Raw genomic sequence first — 26470 nt, 5'->3', positions numbered from 1 at the left:
GGCGGCGGGCGCTGCAATTTCACCAACACCGGGACCAGCCCCGCGAATTTCCTCGGCGAGAACCCGCGGTTCGCCACCTCGGCCCTGAAGCGGTTCAGCCAGCACGACTTCGTCAAACGCGTCGACCGCGCCGGCATCGCCTGGCACGAAAAGACCCTCGGCCAGCTGTTCTGCGACGACAGCGCCAAACAGATCATCCGCATGCTCACCGACGACATGCGGGCGGCGGGCGTGGTGCTGTCGCTCGGCGTCTCGGTCGATCGGGTCGAGCGCGTGGCCGACGGCTTTGAGGCCGCCCTGTCGGACGGGACTGTGGTCCGCAGCCGGTCGCTGGTCCTGGCCACCGGCGGCAAGTCGATCCCGAAGATGGGGGCCACCGGCTGGGCCTATGACGTCGCCCGCCAGTTCGGCCTGCGCGTCACCGACACCCGCCCGGCCCTGGTCCCCCTGACCTTCGAGGCCGGCCTGCTGGAGACGCTGAAACCCCTCGCCGGGGTCGCGGTCGACGCCGTGGTCAAGGGCGGCGGCACCCGCTTCGCCGAGGCCATGCTGTTCACCCACCGCGGCCTGTCGGGCCCCGCCATCCTCCAGATTTCGAGCTACTGGCGCGAGGGCGAGCCCATCACCGTCGCCATGGCCCCCGGCGAGGACCTCTACGCCCGCCTCAAGGCCGCCAAGGAGGAGAACGGCAAACAGATGGTCCACACGGCGCTGGGCCATCTGATCCCCCGCCGCCTCGCCGAAAGCGTCTGCGACCGCGAAGGCGTCAAGGGCAAGCTGGCCGAGGTCGGCGACAAGACCCTGCGCCGCCTCGACGCCGCCGTGAACGCCTGGACCGTCAAGCCCGTCGGCTCCGAAGGCTACCGCACCGCCGAGGTCACCCTGGGCGGCATCGCCACCGACCAGCTGGACCAGCAGACCATGGAGGCCACGTCCGTCCCCGGCCTCTATGTCATCGGCGAGGCCGCCGACATCACCGGCTGGCTCGGCGGCTACAATTTCCAGTGGGCCTGGTCGTCGGGCTGGGCGGCCGGGCAGGCCTGCTAGGACGCCGCGGGGCAGGGCCGCGGCGGCGACGGCAGCGGGGGCCGCTCCAGCTGGACGGCCACGAGCATCTCCGAGGCCTCCGGGGTCGTCGCCGCCTCGGCGTTCCGGAAGGCGGCGAGGTTTTCGGCATAGAGCTGCGCGCGGCGCTCCGGGGCGAGGACATCGATCTTCACCTCATTCCAGAGCCGCCCCTCGTCGTCCTGCAGCGCCAGGGTGAACCGGCCGCCCGGGGCCATGGCCGCCAGCAGGTCGGGCGCATCGACATAGCCGGAGCTCCAGTCCTGATGCCGGTCGGGGCCCGCCGGGACCGGGACGCGGTGGCCGCGCCAGCTCTGGCCCGAGGGCCCGATCAGCACGGCCTGGAGCCAGCCGGGCCGGTCCCGGCAGTAGTCGCCGAAGCGGACGGTCATCCCCACCCCCTTGGGCGGCCCTAGCGTGAGCCCCTCGCTGTGGAAGTCGAAGCTGATGCTGAAAGGGGAGTCTTCGGCATAGCTGCCGGCCACAAGCTCCGGCGCGCCCATCCGGGGGTTCTGGCCCTCGTCCCGCAGAAGCCGCAACGGCATCTGCGCCTCGACGACCGGGGCGCCCGGATCCAGGGCGGGAAGGACCGGATCGGCGGCAGGCCCGGCGCTGGCGCAGGCGCGGAAGGCGCCGAGCAGGAACAGCAGAAGCAGAATACGCATGGACCCTCGCGACGTCGCCGGGCGAGTTGGAACGGCGGCGGGGGCCGGGTCAAGGCGCGGGTCGGACGGCGCCGCCTCGCCGCCCGCCCGGCTTTCCTGTATGAGCCGCCGCCATGCCCTTCACCGCCACCGTCCTGACCATGTTCCCCGAGGCGTTTCCGGGGCCGCTCGGCGTCTCGCTGATTGGCACGGCGTGGCGTGAGCGCGGGCTCTGGAGCCTTGATACGGTTGACATTCGGGCCTTTTCCACAGATACGCGCGGCTTCCTGGACGACACCCCCGCGGGTGGCGGGCCGGGAGCCGTGCTGAAAGCGGACGTGGTGGCCAGGGCGCTCGACAGCGTTTCCGGCCCGCCCCGGCCGCTTTTGTACATGAGCGCCCGGGGTCGGCCCCTGACCCAGGCGCGCGTCAAGGAATGGGCCAAGGCCGACGGCATTACGGTGCTGTGCGGCCGGTTCGAGGGGGTGGACCAGCGCGTGCTCGACGCGCGCGGGTTCGAGGAGGTCTCCGTCGGGGACGCGGTGCTCGCCGGCGGCGAGGCGGCGGCTATGGTGGTGATCGAGGCGTGCGTACGACTGATCCCCGGAGTGCTGGGCCAGGCCGAAAGCCTGAGTTCGGAGAGCTTTGAGGACGGCCTTCTGGAGCATCCGCAGTACACGCGACCGCGGACGTTCGAGGGGCTGGAGATACCCGAGGTGCTTCTGTCGGGCGACCATAAAAAGGTCGCCGCATGGCGCGAAGAGCAGCGGCGAGAGACGACCCGGGAACGACGGCCAGACCTCTGGGCGGCGTATCAGGGAAAGACAAATGCGGGACTTGAGCCCGCCAAATCACAGGTAAAGAGCGCAAAAGCTCGAGGAGAATAGAATGAACATCCTTCAGACGATCGAAGCCGAAGAAAAAGCCCGCCTGGTCGCCCAACGCGCCATCCCCGACTTCCAGCCCGGCGACACGCTGCGCGTCATGGTCAAGATCAAGGAAGGCGAGCGCGAACGCATCCAGGCCTTCGAGGGCGTCTGCATCGCCCGCGCCGGCGGCGGGATCAACGAGAATTTCACCGTGCGAAAGATCAGCTTCGGCGAGGGCGTCGAGCGCGTCTTCCCGCTGATGTCGCCGAACATCGACGCCATCGAGGTCAAGCGCCGCGGCGTCGTCCGGCGCGCCAAGCTCTATTACCTGCGCGACCGTCGCGGCAAGTCGGCCCGGATCGCCGAGAAGCAGACCGTGCGTCCGGTCAAGGGCGTCGTGGTCCCGGAAACCGGCACGGCCCAGAAGGCCGACGAAACCGAAGCATAAGCCGCTTCGTTTCGCCGAAATTACAAAGGCCCCGGCGCAACCGCCGGGGCCTTTTCTGTCAGGGCCGGGACCCTAGTTCGGGTAGAGCCGCCCGTCCGCGTCTTTCTGACCGTCCAGGCTGTGCTTGAGATCGCGCATCTGGTCGTGACCGTCCTTCACCGTCGTCCAGGCCCGGCGGATGGTCTCGCGGGTCGTGGCGGAGACGTCCGAGTCCTCAAGCGCCTTCTCGAACTTGCCCTTGATGAAGTCCTCGCCGTTCTCGACCGAGTTCACGACCGCCTGCTCGTCGCGCAACAGGGCATGTTTGACGTCCAGAAAGGCCCGATGCGCCTTGGCGAGGATCGACCCGTCGTCCTCAGGCTCACCACCCAGATTGCGGACCGTGCCCTGCAGATCGGCGGCCACCTGCTGGCGTTCGAAGCTGCGGGCCTCGAACAGCGACCGGTAGTTGGGCTTGTCGGTTTCCTTGGCGGCTTCGCGATAGCCGTCAGCACTGTCGATCGTGGTCTCGATCAGGCTGTTGAGAACGCGGATGTCGTGGTCGTTGGGAGTGGTCATGGTCAGGCCTTTCACAGTTTCCGGGAGGAGACCTGAAAGCGTTGTAGAGCCTGAAAAGGTTTCAGCTTCGCCGTTCTACAATTTCGTGCGCAGCGACCAGAGCTCGGGGAAACAGCGGCGCTGCAGGGTCTCGGTCAGATAGGCCACTCCCTCGGTGCCGCCCGTGCCGCGACGCCGCCCGATGATGCGTTCGACTGTTACAACGTGTTTGTGCCGCCAGGTCAGCAGGGCGTCATCGAGGTCCACGAGCTTCTCGGCCAGCTGGTAGAAGGGCCACCAGCGGGCGGTGTCCCGATAGACCTCGAGCCACGCAGCCTCGACCTCTTCGGACGGCTCATAGGGCTTGCTGACCTCACGGTTCAGCACCGCGACGGGGATCGGCAGGCCTGCGACAGCCAACTGCGAGAGCGTGTCGTCATAGAGGCTGGGAGCGATGAGGGCGGCCTGAAGCGCGGCGTGGGCCGCGGGGCGTTCGACGTGGAAGCGCAGGAAGCGCTCGTCCTTCAGCCCCAGCATATACTCGAAGCGCCGGAACTGGTCGCTCTGGAAACCTGACGAGGACCCCAGAACACCGCGAAAGCGCAGATAATCGGCCGGGGTCATCGTGGCCAGGATGTCCCAGCTCATGGTCATCACCGCCTGGATGCGGCTGACGCGGGCCAGGCATTTGTAGGCCGGAACGAGGTCGCCGCCGCGCACCAGGGCCTGGGCCAGCGTCACTTCATGCAGTATCTGCTTGAGCCACAGCTCCTTGGTCTGATGGATGATGACGAACAGCATCTCGTCATGCTCATCCGACAGCGGATGCTGGGCGGCGAGCAGGTCGTCGAGCGCCAGATAGCCGGCGTAGGTGATCTCGGAGGGATTGGCGGCGTCGGTCATTCCCGACCTATCGCGCGGCACGCGCGGCGGCTCAAGGCTTGTCGGGATCGTCGGGCCGGTCGTCCCAGCCTTCGCGGCTGGACTTGAAGGCCAGAGCCATCAGGCCCCAGGTTAGTCCGACCGTGCCGAACACGCCGAGCGACAGGGCGATCAGCCCGTGAACGCCCAGCGGACCGCCACCGATGGCGGCCCAGGCAAGACTGACAGCGGCCGTCGACACAACAGCGACGCCGGTGACGGCAAGGAGTTTCAGCAGCAGGCGGCGCGCGGTCAGCGCTGGACCCACTGGCCCTGGGCGTTGCGGTACCACTGGCCGGTGCTGATCCGCGGCAAGAGCTGCGTCTGGAACATCCGGGCCGCGGCGGCCTCGGTCGTCGCCCCGTCGCCGGCCGCCTGCGCGCTGCGCGCATAGGCTTCGCGGCGGGCTGCATTGGTCGCCTGGACCGCCTCGGTCAGGGCGGCGTCGGATGCCGGGACGCGGAAGCCGAGATAGCCGTCAGCCTGTTCGCCGACCGTGCCTTGCACCTTGGCGGCGTCGATCATCGACTTCTGGGCGGAGGTCTGGGCGAAGGCCGCGCCCGCGGCGACGCCGAGAGCCGCGACGGCCGCGGCGACGACGAAGAACTTGCGGAAAGACATCTGGGTCAACTTTCGCATCAGAACAGGTTGGGATTTTCGACGAGGAGGTCCTGAAGCTCCCGGTCGAGGCGCACGCGAACATCGGCATCGAGTTTCGCGTAGATCTGGATCGGATCGACCTGCAGCCGGACGGTGGGCGTACAGCCGCCGAGGCCGACTGCGGCGATGAGGCCGAGCAGGGCGAGGCGGGTGCGCGTCCGGGTCTGGGGCCGAGTCATGAGCGGTGGTCTCCGGTCTTCAATCGACGGCGATCTAACGCGATTGAGCGTGAACGGGTTCTGAACGGCGAAAAAGGCCTGATCACGGCGTGTCAGGCGGTAGGCTCTCCGGCGGAGCGGCCGCTTCAGCCGACGGTCGTCCGTCGCGGGCGCGGTTGAGCTCCAGCAGATCACCGATCAACTGGTTGAGGTTGAGAGTGGTGTCGAGAGTCAGGTCGATCCCGGTCCCGGACGGAAGGGGCAGGGTCCGGTTGAGGAATTCCCGGCTGATGAATTCGGCGAGGGGTATGCGCAACTCCTGGCGTAGCGGAGGATCGTGACGACCGCGGATGCGGAACAGCACCCCGATGCGGCCCTCGTCGAGACTGTTGACCTCGGCGGAGAGAATATCGAACGAAAGGTTCTCCATCGCCTGGTAGGCCAGATCCTGCACGGTGTTCGGGGGGACGCCCTCTCCGCCGCCGCCGGCCTCGAGGCCGCTTAGCGCCTCGCGGGCGATAGACAGTCGGCCGGGCTGGACCGCCGCCAGCGAGCCACCGGCGATGCGAATGCCGTTCACCCGGTCGGAGGTGAAGGGCAAACGACCCGAGACCACGGCGTCGAGGTTGACCTTGTCGCCGAAGCCGGAACCGGCGATCACCTGACCCAACTGGACGTTCTCAAGCACGATGACGCCGGTGATCGGCTGGTTCGGGTCCAGAGGTACGGCGAAGGGCTCGACCCGGACATAGCCGCCGGCAACGGCCAGATCGCCGCCCTCGACAGTCACCGCAGCCTTGTCGAGACCGAAGGTCAGCTCGATGTCGGTCAGGGGGACGACCGACTCCAGGAGGTCGGCGGAGAGCCGTTGACCCGGGGCGGCGGTCAATGGCGCCAGATTGATGAAGTCGATGGTTCCGCTCAGGCCCTTCACCGGACCGGCGGGACTGGTGAAGTCGAGGCCCGGGATGGTCAGCGTGCCCGAGCTTGTCCCTTCTGCTCCGGCCAGCCAGCCGATGGAACCGTTGAAGGCGACCGAGCCCGATGCAGGCGGTCCGATGAATTCGGCCAGAGGGCTGAGATCGGAAGGCTGGAGGCCGCCTTCGACGAAAACGATGGAAGGGGCGTCGATGGTCAGTCCGCCCGAGCCGCCTGACCCGTCGTGGGTCAGAGCGAGGCGACCCAGCACAGTATGGCCATGCGCCAGATCGAAGGCTCCGGACCAGTCTTCGTCGGCGAGGCGCGCGGAGCCAGTTGCGGTCAGCGGGCTGAAGCGAAGGGGCGTAGTGGCGTCAACGACCGTGGCCCGAGCGATGCGAGCCTCAAGACCTAGGCCGCCAGGACCGCCGGTGGCGGTGAAGCCGCCCTCCGCCTCACGGAAGTTCAGCGCAAGGAAGGGGGCCGAAGCGTCGAGGCCGCGCAAGGCGCCCTCGGCTCGCCAGTGACCGTCGGCGACGCTGACCAGCGGACGGTCGACGGGACAGATGTCGCCGGCCAAGTCGACGACATCGCTCTCATCGAGTTCGAGCCGTTCCAGGGTCAGGGGAATGCAGCGGGCGGCGACATAGGCGAGGCGGCTGCCGGAGGAGCTCAACTCGCCCCGGGTCTGGATCGTGATCCCGCGGGCCAGACCGAAATCCAGGGCGGCGCGGCCATCCAGTGTGGCGGTGAACCCCGAAGACGTCAGCCGCCAGGCCGGGATGGCAAAGGCGGCCTCGGGCAGGCCCTGTCCGCGGGTCGTCGTCAGCGACAGGGCGCCCCCGCCGGCCTGGCCGCGTGCTGCCGAGAAGATCGGGGTCGCCGCAGGCCTCAGCGTGAGAAGGCCGCCGTTGGCCGGACGCAAGGTCGCGGGGCGGGTCAGGGAGAGACGGGTTCCCGAATGGCCGGTGCTCAGATCGAAGCCGGGTACGTCGACGGCAAAGGCCGACAGGGCGCGCTTCATCCCCGCCAGTTCCGGCACATCGTCGTCGACCGGCGCGCCGAACAGGGGCCAGGCGCCGCGAGCGGATCGAAAGGCGCCCGTGGCTGTGAGCCGCAAGCCGCCGTCCGAGACCAGGTCGAAATCGGTCGCGCCCTGCACGCCGGACAGGGTCAGGTCGTTCCAGCCCAGCCGCTCCGCCGAGAGGGTGACGGGTCCTGCCGCTTCAATCGCCGCGCCGCGTCCGCCCATTGCCAGCCGGCTGGAAGACAGGGTGATACCGGCGCCGTCCAGCCCGGTCCCCGACGTCCGCGCGGCGGTCAGCACCGCGCCGCCGTCCACCGCCCAGTTCAGGCCGCGCGGGTCACGCGCCATCACGGTCCGTGCGTCGGTCAATCGCAGGCGCGCCGTCGTCGCCGAGGTTTCGGGGCTTTCAATCCGGGCGACGCGAAGATCGGCCGTGCTGGTCCCGTCGATACGGAAGGTCTCGATCCAGCCAGTCGTCTGGCCGTTGAAGGTCAGATGCAGGTCGGCGTCGCGAGCCGAGGCGTCGCCGGATACGATACGGACCGCCGCTCCACGCAGGTCTATCCTCGCCTGTCCATCGCCGCGCCGGCTCTTGAGGTCGGGATAGGGCAGGTCGCCAGCCAGGGTCAGTCGGGCCTCCTCTCCGCTGAAGCCGGGCAGGCTCGCGTGTTCGGTAACTGTGGAGAACCGCAGGGCGACGCGATCCCCCGTTGTGGTCAGATCGACCGCGGCCTCGAGACCCCTCGCCTCGGCGTCGCCGCTCTTGAAGGCCGATGCCGGCATTCGGGCGGTCAGACGCATCAGCTTGCCGTCGTCGATCCGGGCGTCACCGAAGATGTTGGCAGGGCCGTAGTCGGTGTCGAGCCGGACCTGCGCGCGCTCGACCACAACCAGCGGACCACGACTGTCGGGCCGTGGCGGCCGACCGGTGAAGCGCTCCACCAGCGGGTCCAGTGAGCCAAGGGTGAGTTTGCCGTTGCGGACGCTGGCACGCACTACGGGACGAACCAGACGGATGCGCGTGGGCGTCAGGCCCAGCCCTCCCGCAGACCAGGGCGCGCCGAGGGCGTAGTCGACCTCGACGCGTTCGACGACCACATCGGGATTGGCAGCATCGCCGATACGGACACTGGCCACCAGGCCGTCGAGCTCAAGCCGCTCGACCGTCATATCGGCTTCAATGCCCTGCTGTTCCAGCCAGCCGATCAGCACCTGCCGTGTCGCCGCGCGCCGGTTGAGGTAGAGCAGAGCCGTCAGAACCAGCAGGACGCCGACGACGACGCCTGCAATCAGCCGGACACGGGGACCGCGTGTGCGCACGGGCCGCACGGGAGGCGGAGCGGGATCGATGGCAGCGGTCATCGATCGGTCATATCGGGACGGACGCTCGGGTGGAAAGGCCAGTGAGCAAAGGATTTCTCCGGGTCAGCAATATGAGCGTGTCCGTCACAACACGGCCGAGTGGCGTATAGGCCACTTTGAATGTCGCTTGGGTCAGTTCGGGACAGTTTGCCGCAGGGATGAGTCAATTCATCGTCCAAACGCGGCGAATACACAGTGGTTTCTCCACGATAGTCTCATGGTTCACGCAAGCTTTACCGACGACTACGGCTCCGGTTAACGCGCTGTAACGAACCATCTTCCCATGATGGGACGGACGGGCTATACGGCCTGTCTCGCGCGGGGGGCTGCTTCGGCGCGATCCTTGCTACCAGTGGCTTTGGCGCCGTCCGGCGTCGTTGTTTCCCGGGGACCGATGGCTCAGTTCGATCCACGTCGCCAACCGATGCGCATCGCGCCCCACGCCCTGACGGCGGTGGCCGCGATCTCGGTGGCGCTGCTTGCAGGTCGTGTGTACCAACCCGCGAAAGCGGAAGAGGCTCCGCCTCTCACCCAGAATCAGATCGCTGTCCTGGCTGATCAGGCCTTCGCCGCGGCCGGCATGCCCGCCGGTTTGACCACGCCGGAAGCCATCCCCGTCCAGATCCGGCGCGGGGAAACCTTCGAACAGGCCGTGCGCCGCACCGGCATCGCGCCGGAAGAAGCCTCGGCCGTCGCTGCCACCCTGTCGAACGCCGTGGACGTTAACGCCATGCGCGTCGGCCAGCGTTTCGAGACCGCCATTTCCCAGCCGCGCGGCGGCCGGGGCGAGGCCCGCCTGATCGGCCTGACCATGCGAACGGGCCCGGCCACCCAGCTGACCGTGTCGCGCAGCTTCGACGGCGCTCTGCGTCTTCGGGCGCTGGAAGAGAAGGTCACTCACGAGACCGTGGTCCTGACGGGCAAGGTCGAGGGCTCGCTGATACGGACTGCCCGTCGCGAAGGCGCCCCCGCCGATGTCGCGCGCGCCGCCGGCCGCCTGTTCTCGCACCGGTTCGACATGGACCGCGACATCCGCGCCAATGACGAGTTCACCTACGTCTTCGGCCGCACCGTCACGGAGAACGGTCGCACCATCGGAACCGACGGCCTGCTGTATGCCGAACTGAAGGGGGTGGCCTTCTATCGCTTCCAGCCCGAAGGCGCACGCGAGGCCCAGTATTTCGACGCAACCGGCAAGAACACGCGTTCGGCCTTCATGCGCACGCCGCTGGAACGGGGCTTCCGCGTCTCTTCCTCGTTCGGCTTCCGCCGCCACCCGATCGCGGGCTATCGCAAGATGCACCAGGGCATCGACTTCGCGGCCGCCAGCGGCACGCCGGTTGTGGCCCCCGCGGACGGCGTCGTCGTCGAGGCGCGCCGCTGGGGCGGTTACGGCAACTGGCTTCGCATCCGCCACTCGAACGGGCTGGAGACCGGCTACGGCCACCTTTCGCGCTACGCCTCCGGCATGCGCGCCGGACAGCGCGTGCGTCAGGGCCAGATCGTCGCCTATGTCGGTTCGACCGGCGCTTCGACCGGTCCGCACCTGCACTATGAAATCTGGCGGGGCGGCCAGCGGATCAATCCGGCCGGCGTGCGCACCACTGAAGGCACGGTTCTGGCCGGCGCCGATCTGACGGCGTTCCGCGCCGAGAAGGCCCGTATCGACCGCATCCGGGCTGCCGGCGGCGAACGCCGCCCGGTGGTCCAGCGGGCCGCGGTCGAAGGCCTTCGACCCGCCCAGGGCTAGGGTTCATATCCGACTGCGTCTCGAGCGCGCGGATCCGGTCCCTTCATCGTCGTGCCGCAATCGGCAAGCACGCTGCCGCGACGACAGGCGCGACATGAAGGCGGCATGCAACACAGACGACAGATACTGACGGGGCTGGCGGCCTCCGCCTTGACGGCGGGCTCCGCCTCACGCGGCCGGGCGCAGACCGCCTTCAGCTCGCGGCGGATCGCGGTGTCGACGCGCGGGCGAGGTGCCGATGTACTGCTGATCCCCGGACTGGCTTCGACCGCCGAGGTGTGGCGCGGCGTGGCGGACCGGCTGGCCGGCAAACGACGGCTCCACCTGATCTCGGTTCGCGGCTTCGGGGATCTGCCTGCGGGAGCCAACGCCAGCGGGGCGGTCATGGCGGCGGTCGCGGCCGAAGTGCGGCGCTACATCGCGGAACAGGGCCTCGAGCGGCCGGCCCTGATCGGCCACTCCATGGGCGGCCAGGTCGGGCTACGTGTCGCGGCCGACGCGGGGGCTCGCATCGGTCGGGTCATGGTCGTGGACTCCTCACCCTTCTTTCCCGCCCTGATCAGCCCGCAGGCCACGGTCGGCGACGTCGAGCCGATCGCCCAACTGGCCTATCAGGCGATCCATTTCCTGGGTGACGAAGCGCTGCGCTCGCGCGGCCGGGAGATGGGGCTGGAACTGGGCGGGGCGACAGACGCCGTCTTCGGAACACTGGGCTGGCAGGGCGGAGACCGCAGGGTTCTGGCCCAGTCCCTGTATGAGGTGATGACGGTCGACCTGCGCCGTCGCCTGCCCGACATCACGGCTCCGGTGACCGTGGTCTACGGCTGGAGCGCGGACGGGAACTCGCCTCGAAGCCGCACCGACAGCCTGTTCCGCGGCGCCTACGCGCGGCTGCGCGCCCCGGCCGCCTTTGTACCGATCGAGGGCGCCGAGCACATGGTCATGATCGACCAGCCGACGCGGTTCATGGCCGCAGTGGACCGGTTCCTCGGCTGAGCCTCAGTCCGCGTCGGGCTGCGCGTCCGGATGGGCGGCGATGAAGGCGGGATGAGCGGCAGCCACGGCATCGATGGCCAAGAGGCGCGGAAAAGCCTCGAGCGGCACATTGAACCGACGCGCCGAATAGATCTGCGGGATCAGATAGCAGTCGGCCAGGGTCGGAGCGGCGCCGAAACACCAGCCGGCTCCGTGGCGAGCGACCAGCGCTTCCAGGGCCTCGAAGCCGGGCAGGATCCAGCGGGCGGCCCAGGAATCGACGGCGGCCTGATCGGCGCCGAAGGTCTCGCGCAGGGCCTTGCCGACGCGCAGATTGTTCAACGGATGAATGTCGCAGCCGATGAGGGCCGCCATGGCGCGGACTTGGGCGCGGTCAAAGGCGTCCGCCGGCAGCAACGCCGGCACGGGATGGGTCTCCTCCAGCCATTCGAGGATGGCGGGACTCTGGGTCAATACAGCGCCTTCCACCTCCAGCGCCGGCACCATGCCTTGCGGATTGAGAGCGACGAAGGCCCCGGATCGTTGCGCGCCGGTCCGCAGGTCGATGCCCTGCTGATCATAGGCCAGCCCCTTCAGGGCGAGCGCGATACGGGTCCGGTAGGCGGCGCCCGAGCGCCAATAGCCGTGCAGGATCATCGCGGAAGCACCGTGAAGGTGAGGGGTTGCAGCCCGCCGACGGTCGCTTCGACGCGATCGCCGGGCTGGAGCGGACCGACGCCCTCGGGCGTGCCGGTGAAGATCAGGTCGCCGGGTTGTACGTCCCAAAGCTCCCGCGCCTTCCCGAGAATTTCCGCCGGATTCCAGACCATGTCGTCGAGCCGGCCGGATTGGCGGGCCTCGCCGTTGACCGACAGGGCGATCGGCGCAGCGGGATCGGGCAGGGCGCCAAGGGTCAGGGTGCCGCAGGGCGCGGACTGGTCGAACCCCTTGGCCGCATCCCAGGGCCGGCCCTTTTCCTTGGCGGCCGCCTGCAGATCGCGGCGGGTGAGGTCGCAGCCGACCGCCCAGCCGGCGATCTCGCCGTCCGCCCCGATGGCGCAGACCAGCTCAACCTCGTGATGCAGGTTGGCGGTCGCCGTCGGGAAGACCGGATCGGCGCCGTCGACGACGACCGCATCGGCCGGCTTGGTGAAGAAGAACGGCTCGGCGCGGGCCTGACCCATCTCACGCGCGTGGGCGGCGTAGTTCTGGCCGACGCACAGGATGCGACGAACAGGAAAGCGCTCGGTCCTGCCGTCAATGGGCAGGGAGGCGGTCGGCGCGGGTGTGAACAGCCAGTCAGTCATTCGCCCTGTCTATGCCCGGATGCGCCACTTCGCCACCACCGGCTGATGCTGCAATGCGGGAACCGTCACCGGACAGTGGCGTTCCGGCTCAGGGTTCTCTATCTAACCGTCAAGCTTGCAACGCGGAGCGCGCACAATGGCCACGACCAAGGCAGCACGGACAGCCGTGAAGAACGACATCAATACACTGAAGGACGACCTCAAGGTGCTGGGTGCCGAAGAGAAGGCACGGCTGCGTGAAAAGGCGACGGCGGCGGAGGCCCGCCTGCGCGCCAAGGCAGCGGAAGCCGAGACCCGCCTCCGGGAGGAAGCCGACGTCCTGCGCGAGCGGGCCCGCGGCTATTACGACACCGCCCGCGTGCGGGGTCAGGAATATTACGACGAGGCCAGCGAACGTTTCGACGAGGCGCAACGCTATCTGGTCGAACGGGTGCAGGAGCGTCCGATGCAGTCGACCGCCATCGCGCTCGGCGTCGGCGTCGTGCTGGGACTTCTGCTCGCCGGTCGTCGGCGCTGATGTTCGGCGGAGGCATGGCCAGAGGTCTGGTCAAGAAGGCCGTCGCGGCTTCGGTCGCGGCGGGTGCCGCTCTGGTGGCCGTTCTGGCGCTGGGCGCGGCCGTCTTCTACGGCCTGATGCTCGTCGTCCCCCCGCTCGCCGCCGCGGCGATAACCTTCCTGCTCTTCGCCGTGGTGGCCCTCGCAGTCGCTCTGACCTTCGTCGCCCGCAGTGAAGCGGAAGACGAGGAAGACGAGGAAGACGTGTCCGGCCTGGGTCGGCGCGCCTATATGTTGTTCCGCCAGAGACCTATCCTTGGCACCGTCGCAGCGCTGGCCGGCGGCTGGATATTCCTGCGAAACCCGGCGCTGGCCACCATGGTGGCGGCGGCGTTCACCGAAAAGTCCCACGCCAGCCGGCGGCGACGCTGACGCGCGATCGAAGGCATGGAAACCAGGAGGCCGTGGTCGATCAGACCGCGGCCTTTTCCATTTGTCCCGCCTGATTGGGATCCGGCGCGGTGGCCGTGCGGCGCGTGTCCTGACGGCGTGGCAGTTTCCATGTCTGGTCCGGCTCGAAGCGGTCGCCCGTCCACGCCATCGCGGTGACCGTGATGTGGTGCGCGTCCCAGTCGATCTGATTGAAACTGGGCGGCGAGCCGCGTTCGCGGTGCGACAAGGTTCCGCAACCCACGGCATAGGAACAGTGGTCGCCGAGGCTTATCGGCAGGGCGAACGGGACATGGACGTGGCCCGTGGTGATCAGATCGACCCCGGCCTCGGCGAAGATGAGGGCGGCCGCTTCGCCGCGCTTCACCTCGCCGGTCATCGGCGCGCCGATCATCTCGACCAACGGATGGTGACAGGCCAGAACCCGCAACGCCCCGACGGGCGCCTGACGCAGAGCCTCGGCCGCCTTGCGGGTCTGATCCAGGTCGATGACGCCCTTGGACCAGTTGGCCCGGGCCTGCCAGCCGCGCGCGGTGACGACGCCCCGCACCATCAGATTCGGGCTGAGGAACTGATGATCGTGGGCGGGATGGCCGGTCGCGCGCTCAAACGCCTTCCACGGACTGAACACCCGCGCGAGCAGGCTCCAGTAGGGGACATCATGGTTGCCGACGATGACGAACCGGGGGTCCGGCATGCTGGCGATCCAGCGACCGGCCGCCTCGAACTCGTGAGACAGACCCTGCTGGGTGATGTCGCCCGTGATCAGCACCAAGTCGTGCGCCGTGGCGTGGGCATATTCGAGCGCGGCGGCGCAGGCGTGCGTGTGCTCACAGCCGAAATGGATGTCCGAGAACTGGAGGATGCGCCCCACTAGACGCCGTCCTCCGCGGCCGGCGGATTGGGCGCCAAGGCGCGGAAGGCCGTCCGGATGAAGCGAACCTTGGCTTCATGGCGCAAAAGGGCGGGTTCGCCGTCGATCACGGCCGGAATCCGCGACCGCGCGCGGATGGTCGCGTGCTGGATCGCCTTGGTGGTCACGGCCGGGTCCTGGCGCCAGTCGTCAAACACAGCGTGGGCAGCGAGACGGAAGGCCTGGAGCGCGTCTGCAGGGTTCATGGCGGCGGCCTCCAGCCCGGTATGCTCGTCCATCGCCTTGGAGATCATCGGGCTGATCAGAACAAGCGCCTCGGCGCGTCGGTCGGCGCGACCGTCGAGAGAGAAGCGCAGGCGGCCGGAGAAAGCGCGTTTGAGCGCCCGGCGACCGTAGGCCCAGGCCAGTCCGAACTTGCCCTCCCGCACGGCCTCGCGGGCCGGCGCCCAGAGGGCCGGCGCCCCGAGGATGGCGGCACAGTAAAAGGCCTGGCGGAAACGTCCGTCGGTGACCTCGCCGCCGGCGACCCGCTGCGGCGCGCCCTCTTCAAGCGCACGCCTGAGGGCGATCTTCCAGTCGGCGGTGCCGTACAGCGCCCGGGGCAGCATGTTCATGGTGCCGCCCGGCAACGGCGCGACCAGCGGTCCGTTCGGGCCGGCGCGCGAGGCGATCGTCCCGGCCGTGCCGTCTCCAGCCAGAACGAGAAGCACGTCGGGTCGGGCATCGAGCGCCTGTTGGACCTGAGCGTCAAACTGCCCGCCCTCCAGCGTGACGACCGTGGCCTCCAAGGCGTAGTCCGCAATGATGGCTGCCGCTTCGTCGGCCGCATTGGGTCCGACTCCGCCGGACAAGGGATTGACCAGCATGATGACCCGCCCCAGCGCGACGTGCGGGGTCAGGACATAGGTTTCAACGGTCGGTGTCTCTGCCGGCGTCGTGAAATCACTCACTGGCGTCACAGTATCAGTCATGCCGCCCGAACGTCCCGACCGGAACGATGTTCCGATCGGGAGCGCCAAAGCGTGACTATTGCTTCTTCATCTCGTCGGAAGCGGCCGCGGCTCCAGCCTGGGCGACGTCGCCGGCTTTCTCAGCGGCGGCTCCGGCGGCGTCGGCGGCTTCGTCAGCGACCCGGGGAGCTTCGCCCCGAACCGTGGAGACGCCCTTGGTGATCCAGCCGTCCATCATGGCGCCACCCTCAGCCAGCGACTGCTCCTTGATGCCCAGCACAGCCGTCAGAACGCCGAACAGCGCCAGCAGGGTGACAATGATCCCGACCAGCGGATTGCCGCCCGACCGCCGCTTGGTGCGGGCCCATACCGGACTGTGCTCGCCGTCGTCCGCCATGCGGACCGGTTCAGAAAAACGCATACGAAACCCCCGTCTCAACCCAGAAAATCGAGGCCACACCCTCCGCGCGACATCGACTGAAGCCTAATACAGACTTAACCTCTATCATACCGCGGGAACCGCAACGCTTATTCCAGCGTTCTCACCCGTGGGGCGAACCCGAGGGATGAAGGAAATATCCATGAACAAGGCAATCATCGCGATCGCCGGCGCCGGTCTTCTGGTCAGCGCCTGCGCGACAGACGAATACGGCAACCCCAGCCAAGCGACGAGACAAGGCGCTATCGGCGCCGGAATCGGCGCGGTCGCTGGCGCGATCATCGGCAATAACGTCGGCGACGGAAACGCCGGACGCGGCGCTGCCATCGGCGCTGTGGTCGGCGGCGTAGCGGGCGCAGTACGCGGTTCGCAGCAGGACCGGGCCAATCAGCAGCGCTACCGCGACAGCCAGAACCGCTACTACTATTGCTACGACGGTCGTCAGGACGAGTGCTACTGGGAAAATGGCCAGCGTCGTTACTAGGCGTACGCTGACTGAATGAACGTTCAGGGCGGTTCGTCGCGAGGCGGGCCGCCCTTTTCATGAGCTGTGAGGGGTTGGACATGAAGCGGTTGATCGGGTTTGCGGGGCTGGCGGTTGCGGTGGGGCTGTCCGGGTGCGGGGTGACCCGGTTCATGGACCGGAGCGCCGTGGTGACGGAGCCGTCGCCGTGCACGACCAAGCGGTTCGAGGTTTATTTCGCGGATAGCGAGGCGCGACTGACCGACGCGGCGCGACAGGCGATCGGGATGGAGGCGGCGCAGCTGCAGGGCTGCGACATCCGCAAGGTGCAGGTCATCGGCCTCTCCGACGCGCGCGGCGGGGCGACGGCGAACCTGAGCCTGTCCGAGCGCCGGGCCCAGGCGGTGGCCGAGGCGCTGACGGCGGCGGGCTGGCCAGCGCCGGCCTTCGAGGTCGAGGCCGTCGGCGACGAGGGCTCCGTGACCGACGCCGGCTTGCGCGAGCCCATGCGGCGCCGCACTGAGGTGCTGATCGAGGCGGTCCCGCGCTGAGCCCACACCCCGTTGGCGCGACGCCGCGTCGCTGACGCAGGCGGTGACGGAGACGGCTCCGGGCGGCTAAGGTCGCCGCAACCGTCTCCGGAGGCCGCGTGAACCTTTTCGTTCGAGTGCTGATCCTGCTGGCCCTGTGCCTGTGGCCCGTGCCGGCCATGGCCCAGACCGCGGGTCAGACCACGGCCGTCGGACCGCAGCGCACCGAGCGGATCGAGGCCGAACTGGTCCCCATGTCAGCCTGGGCCGCGCCGGGATCGACGGCTGTGGTGGCGGTCAAACAGACCATCAAGCCGGACTGGCACACCTATTGGCGCAATCCCGGCGATTCCGGGGGCGCCACGACCCTGACCTGGACCTTGCCCGGGGGCGTGCGCGCCGGCGACATCGTCTGGCCGGTGCCCGAGCGGCAGCGCATTTCGGGCCTGATGAACTACGGCTATTCCGGCGTGGTCTATCTGCCGGTTCCGGTCGAGGTTCCGGCCTCGGCGCGGCCCGGGACGTCCCTGCCCCTGACGGTCAGGGCGCTGTTCCTCGTCTGCAGCGCCGAGATGTGCGTACCGGACGAACTGACCCTGAGACTGGAGCTGCCGGTCCGCGAGGGCTCCGCGCCGCTCGACCCGCGCCACGGCGCCGCGATCACCCGCGTGCTGGAGAATGCGCCAGGGCCGGCCGGCATCGAGGCCCGGATCGTGCTGGAAAACGGCGTGCTGACGCTGGGCGCGGCGGGCGGACCGCTGGCCGGGCGCGATCCGGGTCCCAGCTATTTCTTCCCGTTCGAGGGCGGGGTCATCGACCATCCCGCCCCCCAGACCGGCGAGTGGGGCCCACAGGGGCTGACGCTGAGGCTGCAGCCGGGCGGCGAGACACGGGCGGCGGGCCTGACGGGCCCGGTCGGCGGCGTGCTGGTCACGGCGCACGGCGCCTGGGAAATCCGGGCCGGGCAAGGCGTGGCCCCGGCCGGAACGACCGGGTCCGGCGCGTTGGCCATCGCGGCCGATGCGACGCCCGCAGCGTCGGGCGGAGACTCCGGAACAGGTCTGGCGACCCTCGCCCGGGCCGTGCTGTTCGCCATCCTCGGCGGGCTGATCCTCAATCTGATGCCCTGCGTCTTCCCGATCCTGGCGATGAAGGCGGCCTCGCTGGCGGCCTCGGCCCATGACGTTCGCCACGCCCGCCGCGATGGACTGGCCTTCCTCGCCGGGGTGCTGACCACCTTCCTGCTGCTGGCCGGCGGGCTGCTGGCGTTACGGGCGGCGGGCGAGGCGGTCGGCTGGGGCTTCCAGTTGCAGTCGCCGCCGGTGACCGCCGGCCTGGCCTTGCTGATGCTGGCCGTGGCCCTGAACCTGTCCAGCGTCTTCCACATCGGCGGCGGACTGCAGGGGGCCGGGTCCGGACCGCTGGCGCGCCTGCCCGGCGGGCTCGGCGCCTTCTTCACGGGCGCGCTGGCCGTGATCGTGGCCGCGCCCTGCACCGCCCCCTTCATGGCCTTCGCGCTGGGCGCGGCGCTGGTCATGCCCTGGCCGATGGCGCTGCTGGTGTTCCTGGGTCTTGGCCTCGGTCTCGCCCTGCCCTTCGTCGCCGTCAGCCTGACACCCGGCCTGCTGGCCAGACTGCCGCGACCCGGACCGTGGATGGAGCGGCTCAAGAACCTGCTGGCCTTCCCCATGTATGCGACCGCCCTGTGGCTGGCCTGGGTGTTCAGCCGCCAGACCGGGGCCGAGGCGCTGGGCCTGCTGTTCGTCGCCGGCCTGCTGCTGGCGCTGGGCCTGTGGCTTGTCGGTTGCGGACAGGCCGAACGGGGTTTCGGGCGGCGCGGGGTGTTCCATCTGACGGCCGGCGTCGCGGCCCTGCTGCTGGCCGGGGCGGCCCTGATCCTGGCGGCGCGCGCTCCGGCGCCCGCGGCCGGTCCGGCGGCCGCCGTTGAGGGCGCGGGCCCGACGAGCGCGCCCTGGTCGGCGACGGCGGTCGAGGCGGCGCTGGCGGAGGGCCGTCCGGTGCTGGTCAATTTCACCGCCGACTGGTGCGTGACCTGCAAGATCAACGAGCGGACGTCCCTGAGCTCGGCAGGGCTGAAGAACGCCATGGCGCAGGGCAACGCCGTCTATCTGGTCGGGGACTGGACCCGGCGCGACGACGCCATCACCGCCGAGTTGCAGCGCCACGGCCGGTCGGGCGTACCCCTGTATCTGCTGTATTCGCCGGGATCGCCCGAGCCGCGCATCCTGCCCCAGCTTCTTACCGAAGGGGTCGTCATCGACGCCCTCAAGGCCGCCGAATCCTGAAGGAGTTCGTCATGAAACGCCTGACCGCCGTCGCCTTCGCCGCCCTGTTCGTCGCCGCCTGCCAACCCCAGGCTGCTGCGCCCGAGAAGGCCGAAGCGCCCGCCCCGGCGACGCCGGCGGGCGCGCCCGTCGCCGGCCAACCCGCCCCGAACTTCACCCTCGTCGACGCCGACGGGACGCAGCGGTCGCTGGCCGATTTCCGTGGGCGGACCGTGGTCCTGGAGTGGACCAATGAGGGCTGCCCCTATGTGAAGAAACACTACACCGGCGCGATGCAGGCCCTGCAGCGCGAGGCCGTCGCCGATGGCGTGGTCTGGCTGACCATCATCTCGTCGGCGCCGGGGACGCAGGGCCATGTCGAGGGCGAGGCTGCGCGCCAATGGCGCACGCGCACCAACGGCGCGGCGACCCATCTGCTGCTCGACCCGACCGGTCAGGTCGGCAAGCTGTATGACGCCAAGACCACGCCCGACATGCGGGTGATCGACGGCGAGGGTGTGCTGCGCTTCGTCGGCGGGATCGACGACCGGCCGACCAACAAGCCCGAGGATCTGGAAGGCGCGAACAATTTCGTCCGCGCGGCGCTGGATGATCTGGAGGCCGGGCGCGCGGTCCGGACGCCGTTCGCAACGCCGTACGGGTGCGCGGTGAAATATCCGGAGACGGTGGGGACTTAATTCCCTCTCCCGTTGGGAGAGGGCTTGAGCGCCCGGGAGCGTAGCGATCGGATGCGCGAAAGGGTGTGGGTCGGGTGGCGGCCGTCGGCGTAAGCCGTGTCGCTGTCGGGAGCGGCGGCTTACGCCGAGGGATAGAGCCGACCCACATCCGGCGCTGCGCGCCACCCCTCGGCTGATCGCATGCGATCAGCCTCGACCCAATGGGAGAAGGGTCAGATCTGCCGCCTCAGCAGGGCCACGCCTCCGCCGCCCCCGGCGGGAGGCCGGCGTCCTCGCGCCAGGCGTCGCGGTTGGCCTGCAGGGTCACCTCGTCGAGATAGGACAGGGGGTGCAGCCACCCCGATTCGCTCCAGAAGGCCTCGGTCCAGCCGTGCCGGACCGCCCAGGCACGGTCGTTCGCCGCTGTCCCGGGCGGGAGGTTCTCCGCCCGCCACTCCAGCACGAAGCCGAGGTGCCAGACCGGAACCTGCTCCAGCGGCCCGCCCTGCATCGCCTCGGCCAGTTTGACCGCCAGCAGCCGCGTCTCCTCCAACTGGTATTCGAACCCGGCCTGTTTGCGCCGGGCGTAGCGGTCCCAACCCTCCGGCGGCTCCGGATCCGGATCGGCGGTCACGCGCCGTTTCCAGCCCTCCGATGCCCGGCGTCGCCACAGGTTGGCCAGGCCGACATCATACCGCTGGGCCAGAGCGGCCGCGGTCTCGCCCGCCTCCCAGGCCCGGCGGACCGCCCACCAGGTGTCTTCGGACCGGACTTTTCGGGCGGGTCGCTCGTACATGGACGCAGGGTGGGGCGCGGCTGCGTCAGAATCGGTCGTGTTCGGACAGCGGGGTCAGGGGGCGACGGCCGGGAGGTTCATCACGAAGGACACGAAGGGATCACAAAGGGCACGAAGGGAGCCGGGATGCAGCCAGGCTGGCCGTGATCCCTCTCCCATTGGGAGAGGGCTTGAGCGCCCAAGAGCGTAGCGATTGGCGGCGCGAAAGGGTGTGGGTCGGGTGAGGGCATTCGGCGAAGGCCGTGGCGCGACCGGTGCGGCGGCTTACGCCGAGGGATACAGCCGACCCACATCCGGCCCTACGGGCCACCTTCTCCCACAGGGAGAAGGAACCGAGTTACACCTCCGGCTGGGGCGGGGCGGTGATGACTTCGACGTTGTCGTTCAGGAGGTAGTGGAGTTCTTCGAGGGCGACGCGGCGTTCGGCGGGGGTGGTGGCGGCGGCGACAGCAGCGACTTTCAGCGGCATGTCCTCGGCAATGCCGCGAAGGATGCATTTCAGATCGCCGTCCGTACCGCGTTCCTTGAGGACCAGATGGGCCTGCATGTCCCGTTCGGCCAGGAGGGCGGTTCCGCGCTGCAGCAGTTCAAACTCGGGACTGACGCCGAACGCCGCATTGTCCGCCGCGCCGGCTGCAAGCCATGTGCTGACGATGCCGCGCATGGCGCTCGACCGGGTCACGATCTCGGCGAACAGCGGCTCATCCGCCACCGACACCGGGGCATCAGCGGCCGGCGGCGGCAGGGCCGCGGCGAGGGCCACACTGGGGTCGGAGAGCAGCAGGGAGACGGCCAGGGCGACGCCGCAGGACATGGCTAACCTCATATAGTTGGCCGAATCGCGGATTCGGCGTTGAACCGGCTTACGCCCGACCCGTAAACGAGGGTTTACCTTTCCGAATTTCGAGCTTGCCCGATGACTGCCCGCACCCAGGCCCTCGACATGCTTCGCGGCGTCGCCCGCAAGGACGCCGACGGCCGCATCGTCCACCAGTTCGCGACCGATCCCGGCCGTATTGACCGCATGGGGGTGGAGGCCGCGGGCCTTTATCTGGACCTGTCGAAACAGGCCTGGAGCGCCGAGGGGTTCGAGGCCGCGCTGGATCTCGCCCGCACCTGCGATGTCGAGGGGCGGCGCAACGCCCTGTTCGGCGGCGAGGCGGTGAACAACACCGAGGGCCGGGCGGTGCTGCATCCGGCGCTGCGGGCCGCGGACGACGCCGACTTCCGCGCCCTGGGCGAGCCCGTCTCCGCCGAGGTCGTTGAATCCCGCAATGCCATGGCCGCCTTCGCCGTCGACATCGGCTCGGGCGCCGAGACCGGCGGGACCAAGCTGCCGTTCACGGCCATCGTCCATATCGGCATCGGCGGATCGGACCTGGGACCGCGCCTTCTGTGGGACGCCCTGCGGCCGCTGGAGCCGGTCATCGACCTGAGGTTCGTGGCCAATGTCGATCCGCGCGAGATGGGCGAGGCCCTGTCCGGCCTGGACCCTGCGACGACGCTGGTCGTGGTGGTCTCCAAGACCTTCACCACACAGGAGACCCTGGCCAATGCCGAACTGGCCAAGGCCTGGCTGGCCGAGAGCCTGTCGCCGAAGCGGATGGTGCACCATCTGATCGGGGTGACGGCGGCGCCGGACAAGGCGGAAGCCTGGGGCTGCGGCCGGACCTTCGGCTTCCGCGACTGGGTCGGCGGCCGTTATTCCCTGTGGTCGGCGGTCAGCCTGTCGGTGGCGGTGGCCCTGGGCTGGGATGTGTTCGAACGCGTGCTGAACGGCGCCCGGGCCATGGACGCGCATTTCCTCGCCGCCGATCTGGAGCGCAACGCCCCGGTGCTGCTGGCCCTCGCCCAGATCTACAATGTCGAGGGGCGCGGCCGCATGGCCCGGACGGTGGCCCCCTATGCCCACGGCCTGCGCCGGTTGCCGGCCTTCCTGCAGCAGCTCGAGATGGAGTCGAACGGGAAACGGGTGAAGCGCGACGGTTCGCCCGTCGACACCGCCACCAGCCCGATCGTCTTCGGCGAGCCCGGCACCAACGGCCAGCATGCCTTCTTCCAGCAAATCCATCAGGGGCCGATGGTCGTTCCGGCGGAGTTCATCGTCGTCGGCCATACCACCGACGCCGCCATGGATGCGCGCGAGGGCGATGCGCCCCTGTGGTCCAACGCCCTGGCCCAGGCCCAGGCCCTGATGATCGGCAAGACGGAGGCCGAGGCCCGCGCCGAGCTGATCGCGGCGGGCGCCGATGAGGCCGAAGCGGACCGGCTGGCCCCGCACAAGACCTTCCCGGGCGACCGGCCCTCGACCACCATCCTGATGGACGCCCTGTCGCCCGAGGCGGTCGGGGCCCTGATCGCCCTCTATGAGCACAAGACCTTCGTCGAGGGGGTGATTCAGGACATCAACAGCTTCGACCAGTGGGGCGTCGAACTGGGCAAGGCCCTGGCGAAGGCCGTTCTGGCCGATGTCGCGGCGGGGGAACCGTCGGCCGGGCTGGATCCGTCGACAGCGGAGCTGTTGAAGCGGTTGATGGTGTGATTTGCCGGCTTTCGTCATCCTCCAGCGAGCGCCGCGAAGACCGGGGGATGACGAGAGCATTGAAAAGGCGGCCTCCGTTACCGGGGGCCGCCTTTTTCGACCACGTCAGGTCAAACCCTGCCCGACCGGCCAGGACGTCTGACTACCACCGACGCTCATAGCGATAGTCGCGGTCATAGCGGCGGTCGTCGCGGCGGTCGCGGCGGTAATCACGGCGGTCGTCCCGGCGGTCATAGCGATCGTACCGGTCGCGGCTGTTGATGCCGTGCTCGCGCTCCCAGTGGCCCTGGTTCCGGTAGCAGCGGCCGCCGCGATAGTAGTCGCAGTCGCCGCCGTTGTTTGAGCTGGCGCCGAGCGCGGCGCCGGCCAGGGCTCCGCCGGCGATATAGGAGCCGTCGCCATCACCGATCAGGGCGCCGGCGAGGGCGCCGATGGCGGCGCCGATCAGGACATCTTCCGTGCGATCGTTGTCGCGATCACGGTCGCGATGGCGGCTCTGGGCGTCGGCCGGGCTGGCGGCCATCAGGCTGAGGGCCATGGCGCCGATCAGGGCCGGCGCGGCGATGGCAGGCTGCGAAAACGTCTTCATGGTCGGACCCCTTCGTGGTTGCGCGGCGGATTGCCAAGCTTGACCACAGAGGTAGCGCGGGGCGTCTGAACGGGCCGCAAGGTCGCCGTTCATCCGGCGTTCATCCGCAAAGAGCCTTGCCAAGGGCGGTTCCGTCAGCCGAACATGGGTATCGAACAGGGGAGACGTCGGTGACGGGGCTGTTGCGGAGTGGCGTGATCGTACTGGCTCTGGCGGCGACGACCTCGTGCGCCACGGCCCAGGACCGGCCGCCGCAGCAGCCGCCGCCGGTGACCGCGCCCGCGCCGCCGCCACCTCCACCACCGCCTCCTCCGCCGCCGCCGCCTGCTGACGTCCGGGTCTCCGCGCCGTCGACGATGGACCCCGTGGCCGCGATCCTGGCCAGCGAGCCGGACGCCGGGAGGGCGGCGGTCGCCCTGATCGCCCTGACCAATGAGCGGTTCGCCGCCGGCGACCTGCCGGGCGCCGAGGCCGCCATCGCCGCCGCCGTCGAGGCGCTCGAGACCCGGCTGGGGCGGGACGCGTCGCAGCTCGGCCGGCCGCTGGCGGTGCGGGCGCGGTTGAAGATCGAGCAGGGGGACTACAACGGCGCCCTGGCCGATATCGAACGGGCGCTGGCCCTGCTCGAGAGGGGGGCGACGCCCGACCCCGTCGAGCAGGCGACCCTGACCTATGATCGCGCGCGGGCCTTTGACTTCCTCGGCCGCAATGAGGAGGCGGAGGCGGCGGCGCGGGCCAGTCTGGCGCTGCGGCGCGCGCATCTGGGCGCGGTGCATGAGAAGACCGCCGACAGTCTGAATCTGGTCGCCAACGCCCTGACCGCCCAGGGCCGGCACGCCGAGGCGGATCCGATCTACCGGCAGGTGCTGGGCATGTATGAGGTGCTGTACGGCCCGACCGACCGCCATCTGGCCATCGTGCTTTCGAACCTCGGCAATTCGCTGCGCCGGACGGGCCGGGGGCATCAGGCGGCGCCCCTGTATGCGCGGGCGGTGGCGATCGCGGAACTGTCGGGCGAGAAGGTGCTGCTGGCCCAGTGCCTGGTGAACCACGGCTGGTTCCTGCATGTGACGGGCGACGGTGTCGGGGCGGAGCAGGCGTTCCGGCGGGCGCTGGACCTGGCGCTGGAGATCGTGGGACCGGATCATCCGTTCACGGGCGTGGTGCGGGCCAATCTGGGCTACGCCCTGTCCGACCAGGGCCGCTGGGCCGAGGCGGAGGATCCGTTCCGCGTGGGGCTGGCGACCTATGAGGCCGGGGTCGGGCCGGACAGCCCGGATCTGCTGGAATCGATCGAGGGCTACGCCGCCGTGCTGGACCGGCTGGGCCGCGCTGACGAGGCCGAGGCCCTGTACCGGCGGGCCGGCGTCATCGCCTCGACCCGCCTGCCGCCGGCCCATGCCGACGCCCTGGACGGCACCTGGCAATACGCCGGCTTCCTGATCCGGCAGGGCCGCGCGGACGAGGCGCGGGACCGGGTCCGGACGGAGCTGGGCGAACTGCTGGGGCAGGACGGGCGCGGCCGGGACTGGCGCACCCGGGTCAGGGGCGCCCGGCCGCTGTTCGCGCGGCAGGTCGAGGCCGGCTGGACCCTGGCGGCCGCGGCGGACTGAAAACCACCGGAAATCCTGTCCCGCCGCGCTTGACGGGGGCCCTGCGCCCCCCTACTTGCCGCTCGCGTTAGCACTCGGACCCGTTGGCTGCCAATCGGCCGCGCCGAGGCTTGATACAAACTTTGGGAGACAGACAAATGGCGTTTCGTCCGCTCGGCGACCGCGTGCTGGTAAAGCGCGTGGAAGAGGAATCCAAGACCAAGGGCGGGATCATCATCCCCGACTCGGCCAAGGAAAAGCCCCAGGAAGGCGAAGTCGTCGCCGTCGGCCCCGGCGCCCGCGATGAAGACGGCAAGCACGTCGCCATGGACCTGAAGGCCGGCGACCGCATCCTGTTCGGCAAATGGTCGGGCACCGAGGTCAAGCTGGAAGGCGAAGACCTGATCATCATGAAAGAGTCGGACGTTCTCGGCGTCCTGAGCTGAACCGGGTGATTAGTGATGAGTGATTAGTGGCTGGCGCGACCGGTTCTGGTCCTGGCGCCGCGGCTAATCCCCTCAATCACTAACCACTAACCACTAACCACTTTTCCAAGGAGCTGCCCGATGGCTGCCAAACAGGTTATGTTCTCCACCGACGCGCGCGAAAAGATGCTGCGCGGCGTCAATGTTCTCGCCAACGCCGTCAAGGTGACCCTGGGTCCCAAGGGCCGCAACGTCGTGATCCAGAAGTCCTTCGGCGCCCCGCGCTCGACCAAGGACGGCGTCTCGGTGGCCAAGGAAATCGAGCTGGAAGACGCCTTCGAGAACATGGGCGCCCAGATGATCCGGGAAGTCGCCTCCAAGACCAATGACAAGGCCGGCGACGGCACCACCACCGCCACCGTCCTGGCCCAGTCGATCGTCCAGGAAGGCCTCAAGGCCGTGGCCGCCGGCATGAACCCGATGGATCTGAAGCGCGGCATCGACAAGGCGGTCACCGCCGTCCTCGCCGACATCAAGGCCTCGAGCCGCAAGGTCAGCGCCAACTCCGAAATCGCCCAGGTCGGCACCATCTCGGCCAATGGCGACAGCGAAGTCGGCGACATGATCGCCAAGGCCATGGAAAAGGTCGGCAACGAAGGCGTCATCACGGTTGAGGAAGCCAAGACCGCCGAGACCGAACTCGACGTCGTCGAGGGCATGCA

Annotated in this window: 30 protein-coding genes; 15 read left to right on the top strand and 15 right to left on the bottom strand. The window is 69.1% G+C overall.

Annotated elements, in window-relative coordinates; genetic code table 11:
• On the top strand, window positions 1–1047 hold a 1047-nt coding region (locus B3E43_RS00150; RefSeq protein WP_292025733.1), incomplete at its 5' end, for an NAD(P)/FAD-dependent oxidoreductase.
• Here B3E43_RS00150 and B3E43_RS00145 read toward each other — a convergent pair.
• A complete protein-coding gene (locus tag B3E43_RS00145; RefSeq protein WP_292025731.1) occupies window positions 1044–1730 on the bottom strand; it encodes a hypothetical protein in 687 nt (228 codons plus the stop codon). The two genes, B3E43_RS00150 and B3E43_RS00145, sit on opposite strands and share 4 nt — an antisense overlap.
• A 113-nt stretch (window positions 1731–1843) precedes the next feature.
• Here B3E43_RS00145 and trmD point away from each other — a divergent pair, with 113 nt between their 5' ends.
• The gene (gene trmD / locus B3E43_RS00140; protein ID WP_292025730.1) at window positions 1844–2596 is read left to right on the top strand and encodes a tRNA (guanosine(37)-N1)-methyltransferase TrmD; all 753 of its coding nucleotides are present in this window, start codon (window positions 1844–1846) and stop codon (window positions 2594–2596) included.
• A 1-nt stretch (window position 2597) separates the two neighbouring features.
• Window positions 2598–3026, top strand: coding sequence for a 50S ribosomal protein L19 (rplS, locus tag B3E43_RS00135; RefSeq protein ID WP_292025728.1), 429 nt, complete (start codon window positions 2598–2600; stop codon window positions 3024–3026).
• Between the two features lie 72 nt (window positions 3027–3098).
• Here the strand turns inward: rplS and B3E43_RS00130 are convergent, their stop codons facing one another.
• The 6 genes from B3E43_RS00130 to B3E43_RS00105 all read right to left on the bottom strand — a co-directional run bounded on the left by B3E43_RS00130 (window position 3099) and on the right by B3E43_RS00105 (window position 8609).
• On the bottom strand, window positions 3099–3584 hold the full coding sequence (locus tag B3E43_RS00130) for a PA2169 family four-helix-bundle protein (RefSeq protein ID WP_292025726.1): 486 nt from the start codon (window positions 3582–3584) through the stop codon (window positions 3099–3101).
• A 75-nt stretch (window positions 3585–3659) separates the two neighbouring features.
• A complete protein-coding gene (locus tag B3E43_RS00125) occupies window positions 3660–4466 on the bottom strand; it encodes a tryptophan 2,3-dioxygenase (RefSeq protein ID WP_292025724.1) in 807 nt (268 codons plus the stop codon).
• Window positions 4467–4497: 31 nt separating this feature from the next.
• Window positions 4498–4752 (bottom strand): hypothetical protein, encoded by a 255-nt coding sequence (locus tag B3E43_RS00120; protein WP_292025721.1) that lies wholly within the window; start codon window positions 4750–4752, stop codon window positions 4498–4500.
• Window positions 4737–5105, bottom strand: coding sequence for a YdbL family protein (locus B3E43_RS00115; protein ID WP_292025738.1), 369 nt, complete (start codon window positions 5103–5105; stop codon window positions 4737–4739). Before B3E43_RS00115 ends, B3E43_RS00120 begins: the two co-directional genes overlap by 16 nt.
• Before the next feature lie 17 nt (window positions 5106–5122).
• Window positions 5123–5323 carry a YnbE family lipoprotein gene (locus B3E43_RS00110; protein ID WP_292025719.1) on the bottom strand — a complete coding sequence of 67 codons (201 nt, stop codon included), beginning with the start codon at window positions 5321–5323 and terminating at the stop codon, window positions 5123–5125.
• 82 nt (window positions 5324–5405) lie between these two features.
• Window positions 5406–8609 carry an intermembrane phospholipid transport protein YdbH family protein gene (locus tag B3E43_RS00105; protein WP_292025717.1) on the bottom strand — a complete coding sequence of 1068 codons (3204 nt, stop codon included), beginning with the start codon at window positions 8607–8609 and terminating at the stop codon, window positions 5406–5408.
• 424 nt (window positions 8610–9033) lie between these two features.
• On the opposite strand from B3E43_RS00105, the gene B3E43_RS00100 reads away from it, so the two are divergent.
• On the top strand, window positions 9034–10359 hold the full coding sequence (locus B3E43_RS00100) for a M23 family metallopeptidase (RefSeq protein ID WP_292025715.1): 1326 nt from the start codon (window positions 9034–9036) through the stop codon (window positions 10357–10359).
• Between the two features lie 105 nt (window positions 10360–10464).
• Complete coding sequence (locus B3E43_RS00095; RefSeq protein ID WP_292025712.1) at window positions 10465–11355, top strand: alpha/beta fold hydrolase; 891 nt, start codon at window positions 10465–10467, stop codon at window positions 11353–11355.
• 3 nt (window positions 11356–11358) lie between these two features.
• Here the strand turns inward: B3E43_RS00095 and maiA are convergent, their stop codons facing one another.
• The gene (gene maiA, locus B3E43_RS00090) at window positions 11359–11991 is read right to left on the bottom strand and encodes a maleylacetoacetate isomerase (protein ID WP_292025710.1); all 633 of its coding nucleotides are present in this window, start codon (window positions 11989–11991) and stop codon (window positions 11359–11361) included.
• On the bottom strand, window positions 11988–12641 hold the full coding sequence (locus B3E43_RS00085; protein ID WP_292025708.1) for a fumarylacetoacetate hydrolase family protein: 654 nt from the start codon (window positions 12639–12641) through the stop codon (window positions 11988–11990). The genes maiA and B3E43_RS00085 overlap by 4 nt, the downstream gene beginning before the upstream one ends.
• Before the next feature lie 136 nt (window positions 12642–12777).
• On the opposite strand from B3E43_RS00085, the gene B3E43_RS00080 reads away from it, so the two are divergent.
• Both B3E43_RS00080 and B3E43_RS00075 read left to right on the top strand, forming a co-directional pair.
• Window positions 12778–13158 carry a glycine zipper domain-containing protein gene (locus B3E43_RS00080; protein ID WP_292025706.1) on the top strand — a complete coding sequence of 127 codons (381 nt, stop codon included), beginning with the start codon at window positions 12778–12780 and terminating at the stop codon, window positions 13156–13158.
• 14 nt (window positions 13159–13172) lie between these two features.
• Window positions 13173–13568: a hypothetical protein gene (locus tag B3E43_RS00075; protein ID WP_292025704.1), complete on the top strand. Its 396-nt coding sequence runs from the start codon at window positions 13173–13175 to the stop codon at window positions 13566–13568.
• A gap of 40 nt (window positions 13569–13608) precedes the next feature.
• Here B3E43_RS00075 and B3E43_RS00070 read toward each other — a convergent pair whose 3' ends face one another.
• From B3E43_RS00070 to B3E43_RS00060, 3 genes are read right to left on the bottom strand one after another with little or no spacing between them, the layout of a single operon-like run.
• Entirely contained in the window at window positions 13609–14460 is an 852-nt protein-coding gene (locus B3E43_RS00070) for a metallophosphoesterase family protein (RefSeq protein ID WP_292025702.1), read from the bottom strand.
• On the bottom strand, window positions 14460–15431 hold the full coding sequence (locus B3E43_RS00065) for a diacylglycerol/lipid kinase family protein (RefSeq protein ID WP_292025700.1): 972 nt from the start codon (window positions 15429–15431) through the stop codon (window positions 14460–14462). Before B3E43_RS00065 ends, B3E43_RS00070 begins: the two co-directional genes overlap by 1 nt.
• 55 nt (window positions 15432–15486) lie before the next feature.
• On the bottom strand, window positions 15487–15831 hold the full coding sequence (locus B3E43_RS00060; RefSeq protein WP_292025698.1) for a hypothetical protein: 345 nt from the start codon (window positions 15829–15831) through the stop codon (window positions 15487–15489).
• A gap of 160 nt (window positions 15832–15991) precedes the next feature.
• On the opposite strand from B3E43_RS00060, the gene B3E43_RS00055 reads away from it, so the two are divergent.
• From B3E43_RS00055 to B3E43_RS00040, 4 genes are all read left to right on the top strand, one after another.
• Window positions 15992–16333, top strand: coding sequence for a YMGG-like glycine zipper-containing protein (locus B3E43_RS00055; protein WP_292025696.1), 342 nt, complete (start codon window positions 15992–15994; stop codon window positions 16331–16333).
• Between the two features lie 80 nt (window positions 16334–16413).
• Window positions 16414–16863 carry an OmpA family protein gene (locus B3E43_RS00050; RefSeq protein ID WP_292025694.1) on the top strand — a complete coding sequence of 150 codons (450 nt, stop codon included), beginning with the start codon at window positions 16414–16416 and terminating at the stop codon, window positions 16861–16863.
• A gap of 98 nt (window positions 16864–16961) precedes the next feature.
• Complete coding sequence (locus B3E43_RS00045) at window positions 16962–19148, top strand: protein-disulfide reductase DsbD family protein (RefSeq protein WP_349677545.1); 2187 nt, start codon at window positions 16962–16964, stop codon at window positions 19146–19148.
• 11 nt (window positions 19149–19159) lie between these two features.
• Complete coding sequence (locus B3E43_RS00040) at window positions 19160–19825, top strand: thioredoxin family protein (protein ID WP_292025692.1); 666 nt, start codon at window positions 19160–19162, stop codon at window positions 19823–19825.
• Between the two features lie 226 nt (window positions 19826–20051).
• On the opposite strand, the gene B3E43_RS00035 is transcribed toward B3E43_RS00040, so the two are convergent.
• Both B3E43_RS00035 and B3E43_RS00030 read right to left on the bottom strand, forming a co-directional pair.
• Complete coding sequence (locus tag B3E43_RS00035) at window positions 20052–20438, bottom strand: hypothetical protein (RefSeq protein WP_292025690.1); 387 nt, start codon at window positions 20436–20438, stop codon at window positions 20052–20054.
• A gap of 499 nt (window positions 20439–20937) precedes the next feature.
• Entirely contained in the window at window positions 20938–21414 is a 477-nt protein-coding gene (locus tag B3E43_RS00030; protein WP_292025687.1) for a hypothetical protein, read from the bottom strand.
• Window positions 21415–21516: 102 nt separating this feature from the next.
• On the opposite strand from B3E43_RS00030, the gene pgi reads away from it, so the two are divergent.
• Complete coding sequence (gene pgi, locus B3E43_RS00025) at window positions 21517–23142, top strand: glucose-6-phosphate isomerase (RefSeq protein ID WP_292025684.1); 1626 nt, start codon at window positions 21517–21519, stop codon at window positions 23140–23142.
• A 142-nt stretch (window positions 23143–23284) separates the two neighbouring features.
• Here pgi and B3E43_RS00020 read toward each other — a convergent pair whose 3' ends face one another.
• The gene (locus tag B3E43_RS00020) at window positions 23285–23731 is read right to left on the bottom strand and encodes a hypothetical protein (protein ID WP_292025682.1); all 447 of its coding nucleotides are present in this window, start codon (window positions 23729–23731) and stop codon (window positions 23285–23287) included.
• A gap of 365 nt (window positions 23732–24096) precedes the next feature.
• Between B3E43_RS00020 and B3E43_RS00015 the strand changes: the two genes are divergently transcribed.
• The 3 genes from B3E43_RS00015 to B3E43_RS00005 form a co-directional block, all read left to right on the top strand.
• A complete protein-coding gene (locus tag B3E43_RS00015) occupies window positions 24097–25344 on the top strand; it encodes a tetratricopeptide repeat protein (RefSeq protein ID WP_292025680.1) in 1248 nt (415 codons plus the stop codon).
• Window positions 25345–25481: 137 nt separating this feature from the next.
• Window positions 25482–25769, top strand: coding sequence for a co-chaperone GroES (gene groES, locus B3E43_RS00010; RefSeq protein WP_292025678.1), 288 nt, complete (start codon window positions 25482–25484; stop codon window positions 25767–25769).
• A 120-nt stretch (window positions 25770–25889) separates the two neighbouring features.
• Window positions 25890–26470, top strand: a 581-nt coding sequence (locus B3E43_RS00005; protein WP_292025675.1) for a TCP-1/cpn60 chaperonin family protein, incomplete at its 3' end; no start/stop codon positions are given.

The organism is Brevundimonas sp. UBA2416 (assembly GCF_002343105.1).
GTDB lineage: Bacteria > Pseudomonadota > Alphaproteobacteria > Caulobacterales > Caulobacteraceae > Brevundimonas.
The sequence above is the reverse complement of the archived record's forward strand: the minus strand, read 5'-3'. Positions and strand labels throughout refer to the sequence as shown.

Coding starts and splice junctions, on each gene's coding strand:
- B3E43_RS00080 (WP_292025706.1), top strand. CDS start 12,778: ATGGCCACGACCAAGGCAGCACGGACAGCCGTGAAGAACGACATCAAT.
- B3E43_RS00040 (WP_292025692.1), top strand. CDS start 19,160: ATGAAACGCCTGACCGCCGTCGCCTTCGCCGCCCTGTTCGTCGCCGCC.
- B3E43_RS00110 (WP_292025719.1), bottom strand. CDS start 5,323: ATGACTCGGCCCCAGACCCGGACGCGCACCCGCCTCGCCCTGCTCGGC.
- groES (WP_292025678.1), top strand. CDS start 25,482: ATGGCGTTTCGTCCGCTCGGCGACCGCGTGCTGGTAAAGCGCGTGGAA.
- B3E43_RS00050 (WP_292025694.1), top strand. CDS start 16,414: ATGAAGCGGTTGATCGGGTTTGCGGGGCTGGCGGTTGCGGTGGGGCTG.
- maiA (WP_292025710.1), bottom strand. CDS start 11,991: ATGATCCTGCACGGCTATTGGCGCTCGGGCGCCGCCTACCGGACCCGT.
- B3E43_RS00065 (WP_292025700.1), bottom strand. CDS start 15,431: ATGACTGATACTGTGACGCCAGTGAGTGATTTCACGACGCCGGCAGAG.
- B3E43_RS00055 (WP_292025696.1), top strand. CDS start 15,992: ATGAACAAGGCAATCATCGCGATCGCCGGCGCCGGTCTTCTGGTCAGC.
- trmD (WP_292025730.1), top strand. CDS start 1,844: ATGCCCTTCACCGCCACCGTCCTGACCATGTTCCCCGAGGCGTTTCCG.
- B3E43_RS00095 (WP_292025712.1), top strand. CDS start 10,465: ATGCAACACAGACGACAGATACTGACGGGGCTGGCGGCCTCCGCCTTG.
- pgi (WP_292025684.1), top strand. CDS start 21,517: ATGACTGCCCGCACCCAGGCCCTCGACATGCTTCGCGGCGTCGCCCGC.
- B3E43_RS00100 (WP_292025715.1), top strand. CDS start 9,034: ATGCGCATCGCGCCCCACGCCCTGACGGCGGTGGCCGCGATCTCGGTG.
- B3E43_RS00085 (WP_292025708.1), bottom strand. CDS start 12,641: ATGACTGACTGGCTGTTCACACCCGCGCCGACCGCCTCCCTGCCCATT.
- B3E43_RS00060 (WP_292025698.1), bottom strand. CDS start 15,831: ATGCGTTTTTCTGAACCGGTCCGCATGGCGGACGACGGCGAGCACAGT.
- B3E43_RS00115 (WP_292025738.1), bottom strand. CDS start 5,105: ATGTCTTTCCGCAAGTTCTTCGTCGTCGCCGCGGCCGTCGCGGCTCTC.
- B3E43_RS00105 (WP_292025717.1), bottom strand. CDS start 8,609: ATGACCGCTGCCATCGATCCCGCTCCGCCTCCCGTGCGGCCCGTGCGC.
- B3E43_RS00125 (WP_292025724.1), bottom strand. CDS start 4,466: ATGACCGACGCCGCCAATCCCTCCGAGATCACCTACGCCGGCTATCTG.
- rplS (WP_292025728.1), top strand. CDS start 2,598: ATGAACATCCTTCAGACGATCGAAGCCGAAGAAAAAGCCCGCCTGGTC.
- B3E43_RS00075 (WP_292025704.1), top strand. CDS start 13,173: ATGGCCAGAGGTCTGGTCAAGAAGGCCGTCGCGGCTTCGGTCGCGGCG.
- B3E43_RS00130 (WP_292025726.1), bottom strand. CDS start 3,584: ATGACCACTCCCAACGACCACGACATCCGCGTTCTCAACAGCCTGATC.
- B3E43_RS00145 (WP_292025731.1), bottom strand. CDS start 1,730: ATGCGTATTCTGCTTCTGCTGTTCCTGCTCGGCGCCTTCCGCGCCTGC.
- B3E43_RS00020 (WP_292025682.1), bottom strand. CDS start 23,731: ATGAAGACGTTTTCGCAGCCTGCCATCGCCGCGCCGGCCCTGATCGGC.
- B3E43_RS00030 (WP_292025687.1), bottom strand. CDS start 21,414: ATGTCCTGCGGCGTCGCCCTGGCCGTCTCCCTGCTGCTCTCCGACCCC.